Origin of the sequence: Sphingomonas sp. NFR04 (assembly GCF_900114095.1) — a bacterium.
Taxonomy (GTDB): Bacteria; Pseudomonadota; Alphaproteobacteria; order Sphingomonadales; family Sphingomonadaceae; genus Sphingomonas.
Genome location: NZ_FORV01000009.1, coordinates 168,662 through 189,960 on the forward strand (window position 1 = coordinate 168,662; position 21,299 = coordinate 189,960).

19 protein-coding genes are annotated in these 21,299 nt (G+C 66.7%); 7 read left to right on the plus strand and 12 right to left on the minus strand.

Going from position 1 to position 21,299, the window contains the following annotated elements; all coding sequences use genetic code 11:
• Positions 1–102: 102 nt before the first annotated feature.
• Positions 103–1,608: a tryptophan halogenase family protein gene (locus BM009_RS20690; RefSeq protein WP_093299140.1), complete on the plus strand. Its 1,506-nt coding sequence runs from the start codon at positions 103–105 to the stop codon at positions 1,606–1,608.
• A gap of 281 nt (positions 1,609–1,889) precedes the next feature.
• Here BM009_RS20690 and BM009_RS20695 read toward each other — a convergent pair whose 3' ends face one another.
• Both BM009_RS20695 and BM009_RS20700 read right to left on the minus strand, forming a co-directional pair.
• On the minus strand, positions 1,890–2,873 hold the full coding sequence (locus BM009_RS20695; protein ID WP_217644238.1) for a GGDEF domain-containing protein: 984 nt from the start codon (positions 2,871–2,873) through the stop codon (positions 1,890–1,892).
• A 213-nt stretch (positions 2,874–3,086) separates the two neighbouring features.
• Complete coding sequence (locus tag BM009_RS20700) at positions 3,087–4,223, minus strand: sulfotransferase family protein (protein WP_175488151.1); 1,137 nt, start codon at positions 4,221–4,223, stop codon at positions 3,087–3,089.
• On the opposite strand from BM009_RS20700, the gene BM009_RS20705 reads away from it, so the two are divergent.
• Positions 4,176–4,928, plus strand: a complete 753-nt coding sequence (locus BM009_RS20705) for an aspartyl/asparaginyl beta-hydroxylase domain-containing protein (RefSeq protein WP_217644239.1) — start codon at positions 4,176–4,178, stop codon at positions 4,926–4,928. The two genes, BM009_RS20700 and BM009_RS20705, sit on opposite strands and share 48 nt — an antisense overlap.
• On the opposite strand, the gene BM009_RS20710 is transcribed toward BM009_RS20705, so the two are convergent.
• Positions 4,911–5,480, minus strand: coding sequence for a GNAT family N-acetyltransferase (locus tag BM009_RS20710; RefSeq protein WP_093299145.1), 570 nt, complete (start codon positions 5,478–5,480; stop codon positions 4,911–4,913). The genes BM009_RS20705 and BM009_RS20710 overlap by 18 nt on opposite strands.
• A gap of 110 nt (positions 5,481–5,590) precedes the next feature.
• Between BM009_RS20710 and BM009_RS20715 the strand changes: the two genes are divergently transcribed.
• Complete coding sequence (locus BM009_RS20715; protein ID WP_093299147.1) at positions 5,591–5,878, plus strand: DUF6916 family protein; 288 nt, start codon at positions 5,591–5,593, stop codon at positions 5,876–5,878.
• A 58-nt stretch (positions 5,879–5,936) separates the two neighbouring features.
• Here the strand turns inward: BM009_RS20715 and BM009_RS20720 are convergent, their stop codons facing one another.
• Positions 5,937–6,575, minus strand: a complete 639-nt coding sequence (locus tag BM009_RS20720; protein ID WP_139216699.1) for a phage tail protein — start codon at positions 6,573–6,575, stop codon at positions 5,937–5,939.
• A 492-nt stretch (positions 6,576–7,067) separates the two neighbouring features.
• On the opposite strand from BM009_RS20720, the gene BM009_RS20725 reads away from it, so the two are divergent.
• Complete coding sequence (locus tag BM009_RS20725; protein WP_175488152.1) at positions 7,068–11,645, plus strand: autotransporter domain-containing protein; 4,578 nt, start codon at positions 7,068–7,070, stop codon at positions 11,643–11,645.
• 317 nt (positions 11,646–11,962) lie between these two features.
• Here the strand turns inward: BM009_RS20725 and BM009_RS20730 are convergent, their stop codons facing one another.
• From BM009_RS20730 to BM009_RS20740, 3 genes are all read right to left on the minus strand, one after another.
• Complete coding sequence (locus BM009_RS20730; protein WP_093299154.1) at positions 11,963–12,334, minus strand: YceI family protein; 372 nt, start codon at positions 12,332–12,334, stop codon at positions 11,963–11,965.
• Positions 12,328–12,654 carry a hypothetical protein gene (locus BM009_RS22415; RefSeq protein ID WP_139216700.1) on the minus strand — a complete coding sequence of 109 codons (327 nt, stop codon included), beginning with the start codon at positions 12,652–12,654 and terminating at the stop codon, positions 12,328–12,330. The genes BM009_RS20730 and BM009_RS22415 overlap by 7 nt, the downstream gene beginning before the upstream one ends.
• 187 nt (positions 12,655–12,841) lie before the next feature.
• A complete protein-coding gene (locus tag BM009_RS20740) occupies positions 12,842–13,279 on the minus strand; it encodes a winged helix-turn-helix transcriptional regulator (protein WP_093299158.1) in 438 nt (145 codons plus the stop codon).
• Between the two features lie 156 nt (positions 13,280–13,435).
• Between BM009_RS20740 and BM009_RS20745 the strand changes: the two genes are divergently transcribed.
• The 3 genes from BM009_RS20745 to BM009_RS20755 are packed head-to-tail and all read left to right on the plus strand — an operon-like array spanning position 13,436 to position 15,793.
• Positions 13,436–14,296: a Rossmann-fold NAD(P)-binding domain-containing protein gene (locus BM009_RS20745; RefSeq protein WP_093299161.1), complete on the plus strand. Its 861-nt coding sequence runs from the start codon at positions 13,436–13,438 to the stop codon at positions 14,294–14,296.
• A gap of 27 nt (positions 14,297–14,323) precedes the next feature.
• Positions 14,324–15,424 carry an oxidoreductase gene (locus BM009_RS20750; RefSeq protein WP_093299164.1) on the plus strand — a complete coding sequence of 367 codons (1,101 nt, stop codon included), beginning with the start codon at positions 14,324–14,326 and terminating at the stop codon, positions 15,422–15,424.
• Positions 15,425–15,445: 21 nt separating this feature from the next.
• Positions 15,446–15,793 (plus strand): hypothetical protein, encoded by a 348-nt coding sequence (locus tag BM009_RS20755; protein WP_093299166.1) that lies wholly within the window; start codon positions 15,446–15,448, stop codon positions 15,791–15,793.
• Positions 15,794–15,867: 74 nt separating this feature from the next.
• Here BM009_RS20755 and BM009_RS20760 read toward each other — a convergent pair whose 3' ends face one another.
• The 5 genes from BM009_RS20760 to BM009_RS20780 form a co-directional block, all read right to left on the minus strand.
• Positions 15,868–17,226, minus strand: a complete 1,359-nt coding sequence (locus tag BM009_RS20760; RefSeq protein ID WP_217644240.1) for a pyridoxal phosphate-dependent decarboxylase family protein — start codon at positions 17,224–17,226, stop codon at positions 15,868–15,870.
• Between the two features lie 10 nt (positions 17,227–17,236).
• A complete protein-coding gene (locus BM009_RS20765) occupies positions 17,237–17,932 on the minus strand; it encodes an alkylmercury lyase family protein (protein WP_093299168.1) in 696 nt (231 codons plus the stop codon).
• Positions 17,929–19,113 (minus strand): thiolase family protein, encoded by a 1,185-nt coding sequence (locus tag BM009_RS20770; protein WP_093299170.1) that lies wholly within the window; start codon positions 19,111–19,113, stop codon positions 17,929–17,931. The genes BM009_RS20765 and BM009_RS20770 overlap by 4 nt, the downstream gene beginning before the upstream one ends.
• A gap of 83 nt (positions 19,114–19,196) precedes the next feature.
• On the minus strand, positions 19,197–20,003 hold the full coding sequence (locus tag BM009_RS20775; RefSeq protein ID WP_093299174.1) for an SDR family NAD(P)-dependent oxidoreductase: 807 nt from the start codon (positions 20,001–20,003) through the stop codon (positions 19,197–19,199).
• 26 nt (positions 20,004–20,029) lie between these two features.
• On the minus strand, positions 20,030–21,196 hold the full coding sequence (locus BM009_RS20780; RefSeq protein ID WP_217644241.1) for an HlyD family secretion protein: 1,167 nt from the start codon (positions 21,194–21,196) through the stop codon (positions 20,030–20,032).
• Positions 21,197–21,299 lie beyond the last annotated feature (103 nt).

The following is a 21,299-nucleotide window of genomic DNA, read 5'->3' on the forward strand; positions in this document are numbered from 1 at the left end:
CCGGGCGTACCTCGGGGCAGCTGCGCGCACGGGCGTGCGGCTGCCCCTTTTTTCGGATAGCAAGCGGGGGGCGCAACCATGCGCTGCCCGGGGGAACGCAGCATGCACGACAAGCCGGTGACCAGCGTCGTCATTGCCGGTGGCGGCACGGCCGGGTGGATGGCGGCCGCGACGCTGTCGCGCAGCTTCGCGCCCGAAGCGCTCAAGATCACGCTGGTCGAATCCGCCGAGATCGGCACGGTGGGCGTGGGCGAGGCGACCATTCCGCCCATCCTCCCGCTCAACGCCCAGCTCGGCATCGACGAGGACGAGCTCGTCCGCCGCACCCAGGGCACCTACAAGCTGGGCATCGAATTCGTCGACTGGGGCGCGCGCGGCAGCCGCTATTTCCACCCTTTCGGCAGCTATGGCGCGGACCTGGGCGGCGTCGCCTTCCACCACCACTGGCTGCGGACGCGCGAAGGCGCGCTGGACGACTATTCGCTCAACGCTCGCGCGGCATTGTCGGGCCGGTTCGACCGACCGGCGGAAGACCCGCGCAGCGTGCTGTCGAAACTGTCCTATGCGCTGCATTTCGACGCGACGCTCTATGCCGCCTTGCTGCGCGAACGGTCGCTGGCGCAGGGCGTGGAAGCGATCGAGGGGAAGATTGCCGAGGTGGTGCTCGACCCGGCCTCCGGGCATGTCGACCATCTGTCGCTTGCCGACGGGCGCGTGCTGCGCGGCGATCTCTATATCGACTGCACCGGCTTTCGCGGCCTGCTGATCGAGCAGGCGCTGCAGACCGGCTATGAGGACTGGAGCCACTGGCTGCCGATGAACCGGGCGCTGGCAGTGCCGACCGCGCCCAATGGTCCTCCCGTGCCGTTCACGCGATCGACGGCGGATGCGGCGGGCTGGCGCTGGCGAATCCCGCTCCAGCACCGGGTGGGGAACGGCCATGTCTACAGCAGCGCGTTCACCGATGAAGCCGCCGCCACGGAGGCGCTGGTCGCCGGGCTCGACGGGGCGATGCTGGCGGACCCACGCACGCTCTCCTTCACCACCGGTAGGCGTCGCAAGGCGTGGCACAAGAATGTCGTGGCGCTGGGGCTGGCCGGAGGGTTCGTCGAACCGCTGGAATCGACCAGCATCCATCTGATCCAGCGCGGCGTGGTGACATTGATGTCGCTCTTCCCCGCCGCCGGCTTCGTCCAGGCCGAGATCGACTGCTACAATCGCCTGATGCAGACCGAGATGGAGGAAGTGCGCGACTTCGTCATCCTCCACTACAAGCAGACGCTGCGCGACGACACGCCCTTCTGGCGCCAGGTGCAGGCGATGCCGGTACCCGACAGCCTTGCCGAGCGCATGGCGATCTTCGCGCATAGCGGCCGGGTACTGCTGGGCCCGGGCGAGCTGTTCCGCGAGACCAGTTGGGTAGCCGTCCTGCTCGGGCAGGGGATAATGCCGCGCGGCCATGATCCGCTTGCCGATGCCATCCCCGAAAAGGATCTGCGGCTGACCTTGCAGCGGATGCGCGCCGTCATCGGTCGCGGCGTGGAAGCGCTGCCGACGCATGCCGATTTCCTGGGTCGCCTGTCGGTTGGAAGACATCCGACAACGTAACGGCGACGGCTACCCGCGCCTTGCCCGCCACGATCGTAGGTGCGCAGCATGGCGCAGGCCGGACCGAAGCAGTAAGGGTCGGACCGCGTCGATCCAGGCCGGAAACTCGGGCCTGATCGTCGGCACGCCGAGCGATCCTCGGAAGATAGGGGGGACCATTCGCTTCAGGTTGCGATAGCGGCAACGGCAACGTCGGCGAAAAGGTGCCGTTCAGACCTCCGGCAAGGAGCGCCCAACCTGGGCCAGGAGCTTCCCGGCCAATGCTGGGCAGGATGCGGGCGTCACGCGCAAAGGAGCTGGTTTCGCCCGTTCTGCTTGGCGCCATAGAGAAGCCTGTCGACGCTCTCGCAAAAGTCGCGGGCATGCTGGCCGTCGCTCGGGAACACGGTGCCGACACCCAAGCTCGCGGTGACGAACGGGCTGCAGTCAGACGCTGCGTTGGGGATGGAGAGCGCCTCGATGGCCTGGCAGCAGCGGCGTGCGAGGTCCAGCGCCGCGGCCTCGTCGGTCTCGGGCAGGAGCAGGACGAACTCCTCGCCGCCGAACCGCGCGACCACATCCTGCTCGCGGCCGATCTTCTTCAGCGCGGCGGCTACCGATACAAGGCACTCATCGCCACGAACATGGCCGTATCGATCGTTGAACCCCTTGAAGTGATCGATGTCGAGCAGGATCATCGACAGCGGCCGGTCCGTGCGACGGGCATCGTCCCAACACGCTTCAAGCCGTTCGTCAAAGCGCCGGCGGTTCGCAATTCGGGTCAGCCCGTCCTCGAAGGATAACGCTTCCAGCTTCCGCTGCATCTTCATCAACTCCTGCTCGATCCGCTTGCGTTCGCTGATGTCGAACATGAAGCCGATCAGGCTGTCCACCTCTCCATCGGCGTTGCGAACCACGTGGACGACATCGCGAATCCAGACGAACCCCCGGTCCTGCGTGAGCGCGCGATAATCCGCCTCGTGATCGAGCCCCGCAATGGACTGCGCCACACAATAATTGACGATATGCTCCCGCTCGTCCGGGTGTATGCGAGATGCCCAGTCTTCCACCGAGACCCAGCTGTCCTGCGGCCAGCCGAGCAGTGATTCGATCTGCGGCCCGATATATTCGAACCGCATGGTGGCCCAGTCGATTTTCCACGGGATCGCGCGCGTGGATTCGAGGAGGGTACGGTAAACGGCGTTCTCTGCGCTCGCGCCCGTCCGCGCCGATGCGTCTCCACTGAGGTTTTCCGAAAGATCGATATGCGGTTTTTGCTGGGCCATGGGAACAGTCCTGGAAGAGATACGGTACGCCTGAGCGGAGGGTCGTATGCTCTAGCTGCGCCATGAGGGTTAGAGAACCGTAACCGGCGACAGCGCTGCGCGCGATCGCAGGTCGATCGGCGATGTACAACAGGGCCGGACGTTCAGCGGGAATGGGAGGAACGACCGGATGTGGTCGACTGCGCTAGCGGACCGAAGCGCAACGCAACCAAGTCACTTGGTCGGCAGCGCCTGGGCGCAACAGCGGGAGATTTCTTTGAGTTCCGCATGCAATCCGTGAAGATTGCGCCGAGCAGCTTCCAGCACGGCCACGCTCGCGCGATTTTGCTTCTGCTCGCCATCGGGGGTGAACAGGTCTGCTGGCGCCTTCGCGTTCCTGCGGCTGGCATGTTCCACCGCTGCCCTTTCGGCGCGTGTCAGCGAAAGCCCGAAATGTGGGGCTATTCTATCCGTCAGCGCGTCCGGCAGGTCATCATAGTCGATCACCATGCCATGCGGCTTGGCAAGCGCGTGGATCGCGGCCTCGTGATGCCTCGCAAAGATGCGAGCGCACAGATCCTCGGGGCCAGCCAGATCTTCGCCTATGCCGTACAGCCCGCTCGGCACCAGCGAAGGCACGGTCTGATACCCCCGCATCCGCATCTGCGAGACGAGCACCTCCGCCGGTTCCCGGAACAAATACACCCATGGTACGCGCGGCATGGCGGCATGGATCAGCGGGAACGCGAGGATGTGCCAGCTGTCCAGTTTGATGAAACATTGCCGTTCCCCGTTTCGCGCCCGCGCTAATGCCGATAGCATCGCGCGAAGCAATGCGGTGCCGCGCTCGCTCCCGAGGTCGGCCCTGGCCAGGGCGAGACGCACTGCTGCGTCGAAGGGTCCGGGTTCGGACAAGGACAGTGTTGCAGGAAGTGCACCCAGCATCTGCGCGACCAGCGTCGAGCCACAGCGCGACATGTGAAAGACGAGCCCGCGCAACGGAATCGCTTCCTCGCGCGGCGCGTTGTCGATGAAGTCGTCGAGCCTGGTAGCGTGGCGGAAAACGCGATTGAACGGCCGCGCCAACGCGCGCTGCACCGAATCTTCGAAAAAGCTGTCCTTCAGCGGATCGTCGCCGAAATAGGCCCAGTCGATCAAGGGCCCGTCATCGGACTCGATGATTCGCACGGGCAGCCAGTCCGGCGGTGGCCAGGCCGGGGTTGGCGTGACCGGCGCAGCGCGGCTGCGGGGAGCCAATGCGTCCGGTGGCACGCTCAGTCCCAACTGACCGGCCGCCGCGGTAGCGCGTGCCAGGAAGATTTCGTGGCGCTCGCACGTCCCGAGCTGCCGTTGCAGCCCGGAGTCCGCCATCACTGCCTGTTGAAAGGCGTGCAATGCGTTGCGCATTCTTCTCCCCCGTTTCATGATCGCACGCGCCGGCGCTTTTGCAAGCGGCGCCGCGCATTGCCGGGAGGGGATCGTCGGGTGGAAGCGGAAGTGCGCTACGTCTATCCCGATCAGGTGCGGTTGCCGCTGGCGTTCGATCCGGCGCGGCTCCGCGCCGACCTCGCGGCGCTCGCCCCGGAAGCATGGACACCTCATTTCGTGCCGCAAAATCACAGCGGCGAATGGGATGTGATGCCGCTCCGCGCGCCCGTCGGCGCCAACCATCCCATTTCGATGATCGCCGCGCATCCGGACGCGCGCGACTTTGTCGATGCGCCACCCTTGTACCGCGCGCCCTATCTGCGCGCGGTGCTCGCCCAGTTCGACTGCGTGTTGCGCTCCGTGCGCCTGATGCGGCTGGGCCCTCGATCTTGCATCCGGGAGCATCGCGACCTGGACCTTTGCGCAGAGGACGGGCTGGCGCGGCTGCACCTGCCCATCGTCACCAACCCCCAGGTGCGCTTCGAGGTCAATCGCCGCCCCGTGGTCATGTCGCCGGGAGAGGTCTGGTATCTTCGGCTGAGCGATCCGCACCTCGTCGACAATGCCGGCGATACCGCGCGTATCCATCTGGTGATCGACGCGGAAATGAGCCCCTGGCTTGCAGCGCAGCTAGGCGGGAAAGGCTGAAGGCACACGCCACCGCATTGGCTGGTGGAGGCCGTCGCCTGCGTCCGCGTCGCGAAAGCCAAGGCGTGCATAGAGCGCGTGCGCACCGCGGTTGTCGACCGCGACCGCCAGCGCGATGTCGCGTGCACCGGCGGAGGCCGCGCTCTGCTGGACCCAGGTGATCAGCCCTGTACCGACTCCCTGACCGCGCCAAGCGGGGGCGAGCAGGATGTCGACGATGCGCCATTCTGGCCTGCTGCGATCGAGATACAGGCGGCCGATCGGCGCGTCCTCACGCAGCACGATCCAGAAGTCCGCACGCGGATGGCGCCGAACGAAATGACAATGCTGGAGGCAGAACTGCTCGTCGACAAAGGCTTGTTTTTGCGCCTGCGGCCAAGGGTGAAACAATAGTTCCGGCATGCGAAGCTGTGTGTACAAACTGGCGAGCGCGGGAAGGTCCTCCGGCGAGGCGGCGCGCAGCGTGATTCCGCAGCATTGCAGCGCGCTGGTGTCGATCGCCACACGACGATGGCGCGGAAAGGGTGGAAGGCGTAGAAGTGTACTGGTCAACGCCGCGCCCCTGTTACGAAATTCAGCCGTTCTTGTACTTCACACCGACTACGCTTCACGGCAGGATAGTATCGCTCTCGCAAAAAGAGCTGACAGAGGAGAGGAAATTGATGCGCCTGCTCACACCGCAAGACTTTGCGCCTTGGCTTGGCCAGAAGGTGCGCGTGGCGACGCTTCCGGAGCCTGTAGAAATCACGCTCGAGCGTATCGAACGGCGCAGCCCTATGCGCGGCTTCGATATGCGCGAACCCTTCTCGCTGTTCTTCGAATCGCCGCTACACGTCTTCTTGATCGACGGCACCTATGATCTCGATTGCGGCAAGGGCGGCCCGCACTTCATCCTGCTGACGCAGCTGCAACCTGCCGACCGTCGCTTCTACGAAGCCGTTTTTGCCTGACGGCGAAGATCCGGCCCTGGCCATCCCACCCCCGCGCCGAGGCAATTGATCCATCGGATCAATTGCGTGCGGGATAGATGCCCCTCAGCGCGATGTTGGTCTGTACGGCCAGGAAGGGGCTCATGATCGAAAATGGGGTGTTACTTCCCGTTACTCCGACTTGAACGGCCCCTTGCGGCGTGAAGGTGCCGCCCGTGATGTTGACGCCGCCGAGGTTCACCGGGGTGCCGGTGGTGCCCGCCGGCACGTAAATTTTCACCTGGCTTGGGCCCGCATTGGCGCAATTTGCGAGGAACGAGCCATCCCCAGGCGTACTCACCTGCGCCGTGGTTTGCCCGGTATACGCCTGCAACGAGCCGGTCGCCGTTGTCTGCCCCGCGGTGCCGGTGAAGGTAGCGCTGTGATTGTGTTGAGGCAGGTTGGCGGTGGTCAACGTCTCTTCCTCGGCGCCCCCGACCTCGCCCGCGACATAGGTCTGGCCGCTCGCCGTACTCAGTCCGAGCCCAAGAAACGACCGGCCCGCAGCGTTGGGCAAGGCGAAGGTGCTCACGCCGTTGCCACCAAAGGTGGTTCCCAGCAGCGCGAACAACGCATTGTTCTGGCTGATCGCGAGGATCTGACCGTTGCATGACGACCAGCCGGCCGGCGCAAAATTAAAGCCGGTGTGCATGATTTGACCAACAAATGGATCAGACAAGGCTCCACCCCCCAGACTTTTATTATTACGGGTTCGTATCAATCATGATCGAACTTACGGTAATAATGTAGATACGCGATCAGCAAGATTCGCAAGCGCATTTTTCATGCGCCACTCACGCGGCGAAAAGGGTAGCACCTTTCACCGATGAAACGCCCACGATCAGGCTGCCTCGTCTCCGATAGACAAATGGTGCAACGCACAATTGTCTACGGCTTCTTGCGGTTGATTCACCTTAAATGACTTTATCATAACGAGAGTTTTACCTTTTTAGGATATTCGGTTGCAGGCAAATAAATTGTTAGATAATAATTTGGCGCCCTGCAGGGGCAGCTGGGGGTTTTGTACATGGTTTGGGGCTTGGAGAAGCTGCAGTCCGCCTGTGGTCGAGTCGCGGCTGCTGTTTTCAGCGATATGCATGGCAAGGGGGCTTCAGAAGCGCCTCGTGGTAGCGCACGTCCATACCGGATAACGCAGCGACAACTTCATTCCATGGCCGCGGGCGGCCTTTTTCTCTTCGCGCCCGCCCAGGCATTTGCCGCATCGGCTGCGTGCAACGAGATAAACACCTTCAGCCGCACCTACACGGTCGATACTGCCGGCAATAGCGACTACAGCTTTACTACCCAGCCGCTCATTAATGGGGAGACCGTCACCTTCTCTTGGACGGGCAACACCCAGGGCGCGCATGTCTTCGTGATCTACACGCAGAATGGCGGCTCCACGATCGCCCCCGACTCGTTACCGGACTCCACCGCATCGAGCGGGAGTGGCTCGTTCACCTTCACCGGCACCAGCGGGGATGATTTTTTGCAAATGGGCGCGGCGAGCTATGCGCCCTATGGCAATAACACGACGCCCGTGCCCTTCGGCAATGCCAGAAACATCCAGATCACGGTAAGCTGTTCGGCGAGTACCTCGCTGGCCGTTACGATGAACCATAGCGGCAATGCCATTCAGGGCGGTTCGCTCGCGTACACCATCGTTCCCAGTGTGTCGGGCGGCGCCACGACCAGCGCGACGCTCACCGCCGCCTTCACCCTGCCGAGCGGGATGACCTATTCAAGCGCTTCCGGCTCGGGGTGGAGCTGCAGCGGATCGGGCCAGACCGGGTCGTGCACGCGTACGAGCGGCTTCAGCGCCGGCGCGGGGCCGTCGATCACGTTGAACGCCAATTTCGCCAGTAACGCTACCAGTCCGCTCACCCCGTCGGTCCAGCTTTCCGGCGGCGGTGCATCGAACACCGCCAGCGCATCCGATGCCACGGTGGTGCTGGCCACCCCGACGGTGACCTCGATCACGCCCACCTCCGGATCCGCGGCGGGCGGGACCAGCGTCGTGATCACCGGCACGAACCTGAGCGGCGCGACCGGCGTCGCCTTCGGGGCGACGGCGGCGAGCTACACCGTCAACAGCGCCACGCAGATCACGGCGACGGCACCAGCCGGCACCGGCACGGTCGATGTACGGGTCACGACCGCGAGCGGCACGAGCCCTGCCACCGCGGCGGACCAATTCACCTACGTGACGGCACCCACGGCGTCCTCCTACACCGCTCCGGCCGTTGCTTATGGTGCAACGGGGGCGACCTTCAGTCTCGCGGGGCAGGTGTCAAACAGCCCCACCAGCTTCGCGGTCGGATCGGCGACCACCGCCAATGGTGGCACGGTTTCGATCAACAATGCGGGCCTCGTCACTTATTCGGCACCGGCCGGATATCGCGGGAACGACAGCTTCACCTACACCGCCAGCAATGGCGGCGGCACCTCGGCGCCGGCCACGGTCACGGTACCGGTCAGCAACCCCACGCTTTCCACCAGCCTGACCGGCAGCGGCACGCGCGGCACGGCGCTGAGCGGCGTGCAGATCGTCGCAACCGGCGGCACCGCGCCCTATAACTGCAGCACCACGCTCGCCTCGGGCGCGCTTCCCGCCGGAACGCAGCTCAATACTAATTGTACGATTACCGGCACGCCGACGTCGAGCGGCACGTTCAGCTTCACCGCGAACGTGACGGACAGCTCGGTGCCGTCCGGCTTCACCCAGGCGACCGGCAGCCTTTCGCTCGTCATCGCCTCGCCAGCCCTGACGCTGTCGCCGGCGGCCGGTGCGCTTCCCGCCGCTACCGATGGCACGAGCTATTCGCAAAGCTTCACTGCCGGTGGCGGCACTGCGCCCTATACCTATGGCATCACTGCGGGCACACTCCCCACAGGGCTGCTCCTTTCCGGGAGCACGGTCGCCGGCACCCCGACCCAGACCGGCACGTTCAACTTCACCGTCACGGCGACGGACAGCGCCTCCGCCGGCAGCGGCGGACCTTATTCGGTGTCGAATAGCTATTCGATCACCGTCGGCGGCCAGGCGGCACCCACCGTCGCGAACCGCAGCGGCGTGGCCATCCCGTATAACAGCGGCGGCACCCCGATCGACCTCTCGGCGTCGATTTCGGGTACCCACAGCAGCATCGCCGTCGCGACGCCTCCCGCGCACGGCACGACGAGCGTGGCGGGTGACGTGGTCACCTACACGCCGGCTGCCGGCTATCAGGGTGCGGACAGCTTCACCTATACGGCCACCGGCCCGGGCGGCACCTCGTCCGCCGCAACGGTGAGCGTGGTTGTCGCAACGCCCACAGCACCGACAGCCGCCGATCGCAGCGGGGTCACGGTACCGAGTGGCGGAACCGGTACCGCTATCGATCTCAGCAGTTCGATCACGGGCGTGCACACCAGCATCGCCGTCGCGACGCCTCCCGCGCACGGCACCACGAGCGTGGCGGGTGACGTGGTCACCTATACGCCAGCCACGGGCTATTCCGGGACGGACAGCTTCACCTACACGGCCACGGGCCCGGGCGGCACCTCGGCGCCGGGAACGGTGAGCATCACCGTTGCTGCGCCCGCGCCGCCAACTGCGGCCGATCGCAGCGGCGTGGCGGTGGACTTCAACAGCCCCGGCACGCCGATCGATCTTACGACGTCCGTGACCGGCGTTTACTCCAGCATCGCGGTCGCCGGCGCGCCGGCCCATGGCACCACGACCGTGTCGGGCAGCGTGATCACCTATATTCCGGCGAAGGACTCGTTCGGAGCGGACAGCTTTACCTACACGGCGACCGGGCCCGGGGGCACATCGGCGCCCGCTACGGTCTCCGTGAGCGTCGCGACACCGCCTCCGCCGGCCGCAGAACCGGGCAGCAGCACCGTTCCGGCGGCTACGGCGGTGCAGCCCGGCAGCAATGCCGAGATCAATCTGTCCGCGCTGGTCAACGGCAGCTTCACCTCGATCGAGATCCAGACGCCGCCGGCCCATGGCACGCTGACGTTGCGGACCATCGGTGCTTCGCCGGCCGGCGGCGTACGCCCGCTTGCGGTAGCGGCCGTCACGGCGATCTACACGCCGAACACGAACTATGTCGGCGCCGACAGCTTCAGCTTTGTCGCGGTCGGCCCGGGCGGCCGGTCTGCCCCCGCTGAGGTGACGATCCAGGTGGTTGGCGCCGTGCCGCAGGCGTTGCCGAAGACCGCGGAGACCGGTGACGGCCAGCGCGTCTCGGTCGACCTGACCGCCGGCGCCGTCAACGGGCCGTTCACCGGCGCGGCGGTGGTGGGAATGACGCCGGCAGACGCGGCGGTGACCCAGGTGGTCGCCATTGGCTCGGGCCCGAGCCAAGCCTATCGCCTCGACATCGTCCCGGCGGCCCGCTTCGGCGGCAAGATCGTCATCCAATATACGTTGAGCAACGCCGTCGGCACCTCGGCGCCGGCGACGATCACGGTGACGGTCACGGCACGCCCCGATCCGACGCTCGACCCGATTGTGCGCGGCGTCAGCGACGCACAGGCGGAAGCGGCGCGGCGCTTCGGACGGGCGCAAGTGGCGAACTTCATGCGCCGGACGGAGCAGCTGCATAACGGCGGCGGTTCGAGCAAGCCGCAGATGGGCGTCAGCCTCGCCTCGCGCGACCAGCGCCCGGTGATGCGCAACAACCCCGCCTTCGATGCGTACGCCGCGACCATCACCGAGCGGATGCGCATCTCGGGTGAGGATCCCGCGCTGGGCACCATCGCTCGTGGCAGGCCTTCAGCCCTGAACGGCGACGGTGCGCTCGACACGGCTCCTGAAAATCCGCGGCGGGCGGCGATGGCCGGCTCGTCGGCGGCAACCGCTCCCACGGCTGGCAGGACTGCCCGAGCCAGGGACGATGCGAACGATGGTGACGGCACGCGCCGCAAGGGCTCGGTGGCCCTTTGGAGCGGCGGGGCCATCGATATCGGCACCCAGGATGCGACCAGCGATCGTGCGAAGATTACCGCCACCACCTCCGGCCTGAGCACAGGCGTCGACCTCAAGGTGGCGGAAGGCGTCCTCATCGGCATCGGCGGCGGCTACAGCAACGATGTCAGCCGTATTGGCGGCAGCAAGGCACGGGTGCGCAGCGAGAGTCGATTGGCCGCTGCCTATGCCAGCCTGATGCCCGCGCAGGGCGCCTTCGTCGACGGCATGGTGGGCTTCGGCGATCTGAGCTTCAACACCCGCCGGCTGGAGGGGACGACGAATGCCACCGCGCTCGGCAGTCGCGACGGCAACTTCACCCTTGGCGCGCTGGCGCTCGGAATCGATCAAGAAGGTGGGCCGCTGCGGTGGTCGCTCTATGCGCGCGGGGAATTCGTCAGGGCCAATCTCGACGGCTATACGGAGAGCGGCGCCGGGCGCATGGATCTGCGGTTCGACAGTCGCGAGGTCCATTCGCTGACGGGCACGCTCGGCGCGCGGCTCGAGACGGAACGCCGCTATGGCGACGTCACGATGACGCCGAGACTTCGCTTCGAATGGAACCACGAGCTGCAGGATGCCGCTGCGCAGCGGCTGGATTATGCCGACATCCCAGGCCAGGCACTCTACAGCATCAGCACCTTTGGCTGGTCGCGCAACCAGTACCAGCTCACCTTGGGCACGCGCATGCTGCTGCCGCGCAGCTGGACGGTCGATTTGGAAGGCGGCTATCGCGGCGGCGGGCACGAGACCGCGGGCACGCTACGGGTTCTGGTCGGGAAGGAGTTCTGAAGCGGTATCCCGCTTCCCGATCAACGCGCCGATGCGCCGACTGCCAGCATGGCCGGTCGGCCTGGGCTGCACCTGGCTACCGGGCAGGGGATTCAGCCACTCCCCTGCCCCCTTGCTCGCCTTTTCAAAACAGATGTGGGGGCAATGGCCAGATTGCTCGGGTCCGCGCTCGCGAATTGCCAAGGCGCGTAGCCGGCGGCGTCTGAATACGAGGGTGCCGGCAGTGCCAGACCAAGTTGTCGGCTACAGGGCAGCACCAGTATCTTTCGGGGTCCTCGCCACCGTGTTCAGTTATGACGAAAGTGACGCATGGAAGGCTAGTCGCCCGCGAAACGACAGGAATCCACTCGCTCAGGTACGACGTGAACCCTCAAGCTCACCGTTACGTCTCGACCGACAATGAGCGGATATGCCGTCATCCCGAATTGGGTCCGATCCAGCTGCATCTCTCCCCTGATGTCGAGGGTATCCGCGCGCCGGACCGCGACAATCTGCTTCGAAAAAGTGAGCTTCAGCGTGACCGGCCTGGACACGCCTCGCGCGGTGAGGGTGCCGACGACCTGCGCAGCGCTCGCTCCGGTTCGGACGAAGTTCTCGCCATGCAACCTGACCTCCGGAAACTGCTCAACATCAAAGAAGCTGACGCCCCTCAGCCGGGCAGTTGTCAACCCATCTGCCGCTTTCAGCATCGATGCATCGATGCATCGATCGCGACGTCTAGACGGATGCCGTCGGAGCGTCCGTTTGGGAGGATGATTCGACCGGCCACCATCGGGAAGGATGCTGTCTTCGTTGCGAATCCGAAGAACCTCACTTTTGCTGCAACGTGGCTTTGGCTTGAGTCGATCAGGAAGATCTCGTCGGCAGCATCGGCCTGGCAGCTGCTTCCGAAAGCTGCGGACGGAAACGCCCCGGTGGCTACCATGATTGTCATGATCGAGAAGCACCAGGCGGCGGCTGCACCGCTCAGGCTTCCCAAGCTCGAAAATGGACGGCGAAATTCGCGCACGGAGCTAATCCTCTCGATGGCTTAGTGCCTATGTTCGAGGCTTCGGTTCACTTCCGAATCTGCGCGGCGCTCGCCCATGCTTCAGCGGTCGGGAGGCTGTGCCAATGCGGCGGCAGTGGACTTTGCGACCCGCGAACCCCTCCCTCTCGACACGGACTGAAACCGGCACAACGTCGGCTGCACGATTTCAGCGCACCCCCGTGCCGCCGCGTGCGAGATCCGGCGCCGTGCCTTCCGCATAGCGCGAGCGAGACGTTCGAATCGCGTCGTGACTATGTTCTGCCCAGGCAATCAGCGCAGCCAGGGGCGCAAGCATCGACCGCCCCAGGGGAGACAGTCGGTATTCGACCGACGGCGGCTTGGTGGGAAACACGTGGCGCGTGAGAATGCCGTCTTCTTCGAGGTTGCGTAGCGCCTGCGCCAGCGATCGCTTCGAAATATCCGGAACCAGCCGCTGCAGGTCGCTGAACCGTCGCGGGCGTTCCGCGAGTGCCATGATGAGCAGGGTCGCCCATTTCTGGCCCAGTCGATCCAGCACATCCCGCACCGGGCACCGGGCCTGTTCGACCGGCATGGCGACCCAGCGTCGGAAGCTGTCGACCACGTCGTCGGCTGGCTCCTTCATCAAACCCTCCACTATCAGGTAACGAATGTAGACCTTCTATCGGCTTGATACCACCCCGGGGCAGGTGCAGCCGAGGTTACCAAGCGCAGGAAATCTCCCTCCTTACGCGCTCCACGGGCGGTCTCTATATGAGACCATGTAGCAAGTGGAGAGTTCATGCAGCGTCCATCCATCCTGGTAACCGGCGCAAGCGGTGCCCTCGGCAGCCTCGTCGTACGCGCGCTCGGTGACGGAACCGCGCGGGTCATCCCGGGCTCCCGTACGCCAGCCCCTGATGACGGGCGCCGCATCGACTTCGATGATCCCGCATCGCTTCGCGTCGGCTTCGCGGGCATCGATCGGCTGCTGCTGGTCTCGACGGACGAACTGGCCGTCCCTGGCAAGCGGGAGCAACAGCACCGCGCGGCAATCGAGGCAGCCCATCGGGCCGGGATCGGCTATGTCGCCTACACCTCGATGCCGAACCCCGCGACGAGCCCGGCGATCTTCTTCGCCGCCGACCATGTCGCGACCGAACGGATGCTGGCGGAAAGCCGCATCCCCACCGGCATCCTCCGCAACGGGTGGTACCAGGAAAACCTGCTGGCGTATCTGCCCCACATCATCGCCGATGGTAGCTGGTTCACGGCAGCGGGTGCCGGCCGCATTCCGCATGTCGCCCGCGAGGACGCGGCACGTGCCGCTGCGTCGCTGCTGCAGAGCGCCGAACCCGGCATCTTCGACATTGCCGGACCGCATCCCCTGACCATCGAGGAGATCGCCACCGCCGTCGAAACGGTGCTCGGTCGCGCGCTGCGCGTGGTCCAGGTCGACAGCGTCCGCCTTGCGGTGGAACTCGCCCGCCAGGGTGTCGCCGCATCGATGATCCCGATGGTGGTGGCGACCGAGCAGAACCAGCACGCCGGTCGCTTCGAGATCGGCCCGGAAACGACCCGCAGGCTGATCGGCCGCGCGCCCCGGCCGCTCCACGATTTCCTTCGAAACTATGCCGAGGCGCTGCTCGCCCTCGTCCGCTAGCCCTTCCCCACGAAGAAAGAACGTCCAATGTCCGATATTCTGTTCAGCCCGTTCACGATCAACGGCCTTACCCTCCCGAACCGCATCGCCATGTCCGCAATGACCCGCGGCTTCAGTACGGGCGGCGTGCCCGGCCCCGACGTCGCCGCCTATTATCGGGCGCGCGCCACGGGCGGCGTCGGGCTGATCATCACCGAGGCGGTGGCCGTCGATCGACCCGGTGCGTCCGAGCTGCCGGGTATTCCCACCTTCCACGCGCCCGGCGCCGTTGCTGGCTGGAAGGCCGTCGTCACCGCGGTGCACGAGGCCGGCGGCAGGATCGCGGCGCAGCTCCATCATGCCGGCGCCCTCCGAAAGGCCGAAACCTCGGCGCACCCGGACGCGCTCAACGACGAGCCTGCGACCATGTCCGAAACCGATATCGCGGATACGATTGCGGCGTTCGGCACCGCCGCAGCGGCGGCGCGCCGCCTGGGTTTCGACGGACTCGAGATCCACGGCGCCAATGGCAACCTGATCAACCAGTTCCTGTGGAGCGGCCGCAATACGCGCAGTGACGCCTGGGGCGGCGACGTCGAGCGCCGCACCCGCTTCGCCGTCGCGGTGACGCAAGCCGTCCGTGCGGCGGTGGGTCCGGACTTTCCGATCCTGTTCCGCATCTCGCAGTTCAGCCAGGAGGACTATGCCGCCAAGATCGCCGAAACGCCGGACGAACTCGCCACCATCCTGCGAGCGCTGGTCGATGCCGGCGCCGACGCGTTCCACGCCTCGCAGCGCCGCTTCTGGGAGCCGCAGTTCGCAGGCTCCGATCTGAACCTCGCGGGCTGGGCAAAGAAGCTTTCCGGCAAGCCCGCCATCACGGTCGGCTCGGTCGGTCTGAAGGGACCGGATGTCGGCGACCTCATCGCCGGCCAGGGCGGCAATGCAGGACCTGCCGGCCTTTCCGAATTGCGGGCGCGGATCGAGCGCGGCGAGTTCGACATGATCGCGGTCGGCCGCGCGTTGCTGACCGACCCGCAATGGCCGAACAAGGTACGCGAGGACCGGCTGGACGAACTGCGCGGCTTCGACCTCGCCTCGCTCGGGCGCCTCGTGATCGAGGATGCACCGGCAACGGCTGCGGCCTGATTTCAGCAAGGAAAGACGGACATGACCGTACCTCAGCGACATCCTTTCCTCGACGACCTCGCCGAAGACGTCGTCCTCCATTCCAGCATCCTGCCCGCGCCGGTTTCCGGCCGGGCAGAGGTACTCCGCGTCGTCAAGGCAGGCGGCAGCCTGTATCGACGGCAGATTCCCACCTTTCTCGGCAACATCGAGGGCCGGGGGATCTTCGAGTACGATATCGAACTCACCGACGGATCGGCGGCGCGCGGCCTAGTGTCGATGGTCCGCAACGGCAGCGGCGAGGTGACCCAGCTGCACATCACCTTCAGCCCGCAGGGCGCCGTGCTGGCAATGGCGCAGGCACTGGCGGCGCCGCCTGTCCTTCCCTGAAAAGAACGGCGCGAGGTGGAGTCCGGGCGCGACCTGGATTTCACCCGCAGCCAGGGCGGGTGCTTGAAGGGCGTTCAGCCCCGGACCTGTGCACGCACCCGGATCAAGACGTCCGCCAGCTGTACGACATCGCTATCCTCGGTCCGCCACGAAGACAGGCTCAGGCGAAACGCCGGACGCCCCTGCCAGACCGTAGGGCCGAACCAGACTTCGCCGGACCGTTCGGCGCCGAGGCGGATCGCGGCGGTCTCGGCATCGTCGCGGCCGCGCACGACCAGCTGGTTCAGCACGACCCGGTTGAGCACCTCGAACCCCTCGCCTCGCAGGCGGTCCGCGAGCCACTGCGCCTGCGCGACATGCCGCTCCACCATCGCGGCGACGCCGTCGCGTCCCAGCGTCCGCAGCGCCGCCCAGACCGGAATGCCACGCGCGCGGCGGGAGAATTCAAGCGTCAGGTTCTTCTGCGCGTGCCGGGATCCTTCGGCATAGGCGGCATCGCTGTTCATCGCGCGCGCCAGCGCCTCGGGATCGCGGCAGATCGCCATGGCACAATCATAGGGCGTGTTGAGCCATTTGTGTCCGTCGACGGTCCAGCTGTCCGCCCCCTCGATACCCTCGGTCAGGTCGCGATGTGCCGAGGCGCGTGCCCAGAGTCCGAAGGCGCCGTCGACATGGACCCAGGCACCCGCGGCCTTTGCCAGCGGGATGATCTCGGCGAAGCGATCGAACTCGCCGGTGTTTACCTCGCCGGCCTGAATGATCACAAGCGTGCGCGCATCGAGCGGCGGCAGTGCCGCGGGATCGATCCGCCCATGGGCATCGGTCGCCGCACGGACCAATTGTTCCGTGCCGAAGCCGAGGACACGCAGCGCCTTGAGGATGGTCACATGCACCGTTTCCGGCACCACGACGCGGATGGGCGGCGCACCGAAGACACCGCGCGCGGCGACGTCCCACCCCGCGTTCGCGAGCAGGCGATCCCGTGCAGCCGTGAGCAGGGTCAGGCTGCATGCGGTGGCCGAGGTGCCGAAGCCGACCGCGCTCCCACGCGGGAGATCGAGAATGTCGAGCAGCCATTCGGCCGCGACCTGCTCGATCCTCGCAGCCGCCGGCGAGGTCATGGCGAGCGCGGCGCCTTGGTCCCAGGCGAGCATCAGCCGCTCGGCGGCCGCCGCCACCGGCAGCGCCGCGCCCACGACGAAGCCAAAATAGCGTGGTCCGTTGGTCGCGACGGTCGCCGGCGTGCCCGCCTCGTCCAACAGCGCGAGCGTCTCGGTGCCGGGCCTTCCATAGTCGGGAATCCGCTCGTCGAAGCGTTCCAGCCCGTCCAGCGCCCGTTGATCCGGATAGACCCGGCGCTGTTCGATGCCGCGCAGATAGTCGGTCGCGCGCCGGTCCGCATCCGCGACGAGCGCGGCTTCTTCCACGTCCATGGTAACCTCGTCAAAAGGGATCGTTGGTGGGCTCGAAGCGCCAGAAGGGAGCGGTGAGCCCCACCGCCTCGAAGATCGCCGCGGCTTGCGCGCCGGTCCATTTCTGCCAGTCCGGATCGGCATGGCGGGCATACCAGCGGCGGCCCAGCTCCCACGCCTGCCGTATCGGAATCGCTTCGCCGCGGGGAAGCGCATGGCGGGCGGACCAGCGGTCCACATCCGCCGCACTGCGGAACGGCAGCACCGTGCTGCAGAAGCGGTGCACGTTGTTCCAGGCATTGCGCGGTGGAAGGGCGAAATGCACCTGGAGATCGTCCTCGATCACGTTCCCCTCCGTGACGTGGATCGTGATCGGCTCGGCCTCGCCGCCCAGACGGGTGTGCACGGCCGCGCTGCCGCCGATCAGCCCGACGATACCGGACGCACACCAGAGGCACGGCGCCCACCATCCGCGCTCGTCCTGCGCCACCCAGGTTCCCGTCGGCGTAAGCGAGAAGGGATGCAGCACCCATGGTTCGCCGCTATGCGGGTCGAGCACGGCGCCATGGGTGGCTTCAAGCGCGGCAAGCGCGGTGTCGACCCGTGCCACGTCCACCGCCAAGGCAGCGGCGACCTCCATCCGCGTTGGCGCCTTGCCCTGCCGCAGCAGCGGATCGACGAAGGCGTGGTGCACGCAACCCATGCCGCGTGGCGTGGCATCGGTCATTGCATCGCTTCCAAGGCGAGGGCGATGCCCTGACCGCCGCCGATGCACAAAGTCACGATGCCGCGCCGCACGCCGTCCCGCCGCATCGCGTGCAGCAGGCGCGTGACCAGCACCGCACCGGTGGCACCGATCGGATGGCCATGCGCGATCGCGCCGCCCTCGACATTGACGATGTCGAGCGGCAGCCCGAGCCCCTGCGCGACCGCCAGCGGCACCACGGCAAAGGCCTCGTTGATCTCGACCCGCTCGATATCCCCCAGCGTCCAGCCGGCACGCTCGAGCGCCTGCGTTACCGCCGGGACGGGCGCCATTCCGAAGCGTGCCGGTTCGACCGCGCACAGTCCGTGCGCGACAAGGCGGCCGATCGGCGCCAGCCCGGCAGCCTCGGCGGCCCTGCGATCGGCGACCAGCATCGCCGCCGCACCGCTGTTAAGGCCGGGCGCGTTGCCGGCGGTGATCGTGCCATCCGGCCGGAAGGCGGGCTTCAATCGCGCCAGCGCCTCGATCGTTGTCGCAGGCCGCGGCGCCTCGTCCCAGTCGAAGCGGGTGACGCCCTTGCGGCCGGCAACCTCCACGGCGACGATCTCGGCGTCGAAGCGCCCGGCGCCTTGCGCGGCTGCGAACCTTGCCTGCGAACGGGCCGCCCAGGCGTCCTGCGCCTCGCGGTCGACCTCGGCCTCGCGCGCCAGATCCTTAGTGTGCCAGCCCGAATGCTCGCCTGAAAAGGCGTCGACCAGGCCGTCGCGCAGCATCGCGTCGTAGATCTCCGCCGGACCCATCCGATAGCCCCAGCGTCCGCCGTCCATCAGGTAGGGCGCGCGGTCCATATTCTCCATTCCGCCGGCGATGGCGAAGGCGTGGCGGCCAAGCAGGATGTCGTCCGCGGCGGAGACGATGGCCTGCGCCCCGGATCCGCAGACCCGGTTGACGGTCAGCGCCGGGACCGCGACCGGCAGGCCGCCGCCGATCGCCGCCTGGCGGGCCGGATTCATGCGATTGCCGGCCTGGATGACGTTGCCCAGCACGACCGCCCCGACCCGCGCGGGATCGAGCGCCGTGCGGCGCAGCGTTTCGCAGACGACAGCGGCGCCAAGCTCCGTCGCGGGCACCTCCTTCAACGAACCGCCATAGCTGCCGATCGCGGTCCGGACCGGCTCGCAGATCACGATGTCTCGTGGCATTGCCTTTGCTCCACCATCGAATTCTGAAAGCTGACAGCGGCCGGCAGCGCGGATATGCGCGGCGGCCGCTGCGATCCTTTAGTTCAGGCCGCGACGCTCTCCGCGCTCGCCCGATAGCGCGGGGCCACCTCGCGGCTGGAAAGTTCGGACGCCATGGCGAGCCGCGCATCCTGCATCGCCTGCCACTTGCCCTCGTCCGCCAGCGGCGGGATAGTGACGGTCTCGCCACGATCGAAGCCGACCAGCGCGGCATCGACCAGGTCGCCCGCGTCCATCACCCACTCGGCCGGGAAGGAGTCGACGTCCTTGCCCGAACGTGCCCAGATCTCGGTGCGGGTCGCGCCCGGCAGCACCGCCTGAACGCGGATGCCCTTGCCGCCGACTTCCTTGGCGAGACCCTGGGTGAGGTTGAGGACGAAAGCCTTGGTGGCGCTGTAGGTGCCGTCGAACATCTCGGGCGCGAGCGCCAGCACCGACGACAGGTTGATGATGCCGCCCTTGCCGCGCGGCGCGAACGCGCGCACCGCGGCCCCTGCCAGCAGCGTCGGCGCGGTGACGTTGATCGCGATCAGCTGCTCGATCGTCGCCACCGGCGTGTCGATCAGCGTGCCTTCCAGCGAAATGCCAGCATTGTTGACGAGCAGGGTCAGCGTCTCGTCGGCGGCGATCCGCGCCTCCACCTTGGCGAGTTGCGCGCGATCGCTCAGGTCGGCAGGCAGCACGTCGACGCGCACGCCGGCTTCTGCGCGGAGGCGCGTGGCGAGCGCGTCGAGCCGGGCCACATCGCGCGCGACGAGCACGAGGTCATAGCCGCGACGGGCGAGGCGATCGGCATAGATCGCGCCGATGCCGGTCGAGGCGCCGGTGATGAGGGCAGTTCCGTGGGACATTGCTAATCTCCTTGTTTGAAGCGGGATCAGTGGGACAGCCGCACCTTGGCGGTGACGGACAGGCCGGGGCGCAGCGCCTGATCGATGGCCTGGCCGGGGTCGAAGCGGATGCGCACGGGCACGCGCTGGACGATCTTGGTGAAATTGCCGGTGCCGGGCTCGAACGGCAGCAGCGAGAAGCTGGAGCCCGTGCCCGGCGCGAAGCTCTCGACATGGCCGGTCAGCGGATGGTCGAGCGCGTCGATGCGGATCGTTGCGCGTTGGCCGACCCGCATGTCGCGGGTCTGCGTCTCCTTGAAATTCGCGGTGACGTAGAGCGCGTGCATCGGCACCAGCGTGAGCAGCCGTGAGCCGGGCTGGACATAGTCTCCCACCCGCACCTGCCGGTTGCCCACCACGCCGTCCACCGCCGCGCGGATCAGCGCATGCCCCTGGTCCTGCCGGGCGAGATCGAGCGCTGCGACCGCGCGCAGCCGCGCTGCCTCCGCCTGTTCGAGCGTGGCCAGCAAGCCGGGCCGACGCGCCGCCGTGACCGCCGCCTGCTGCTGCGCCACGGCGAGCAGGGCCTGCGCCTTCGCCGCCTCCTGGGCGCCACCAATGGCTCTGGTGCGGTAGGTCTCGGCATCGCGAGCGGCCACCGCGCCGGTTGCGACCAGTGCATCGTAGCGGCGACCATCGGCTTCGGCGCGCGCCGCCTCGGCCGCGGTCGAGCGGATCGTGGTGCGCGCAGCGGTCACCTGCGCCGCGGCGAGCCGCTCTTCCGCATCCAGGCTCGAGAGCGCCGCACGCGCCGCGGCGATGTTGGCATCGGCATCGGCCAGATCGGCGCGAGCGCTCGCCGCCTTGGCGTCGAACTCCTCCGGGTCGATCCGCACCAGCGGATCGCCGGCATGCACAAGCTGATTGTCGCGCACATACACCGCGCCGACCAAGCCGCGGACCTTGGGTGCAACGGTGGTCGAATCGGCCGCCACGTAGGCATCGTCGGTCGCTTCGACGGAGGGGGTGGCCGTGATCCACAGCGCGCCGCCGCCCGCAACAACCAGTGCGAGCGCCGATACGAAGAGCACGCGCCTGCCGGGCAGGCGCCGACTCCGACGGTTGGCAGATGCCGACGATGCTTCCGCCGGTCCGCTTGCCATGTCCGGGCGCCGCAGCTCCACCACCTGTTCCCCGATCGGCTCTGCGCTCATCTCGCGCCTCCTTGCAGAAATGCCTTGCCCATATGACGATCATCATATTATATGACGTCCATCATATGTCGAGTCCCAATTTTGCCGGATCGAAAGGAATCGC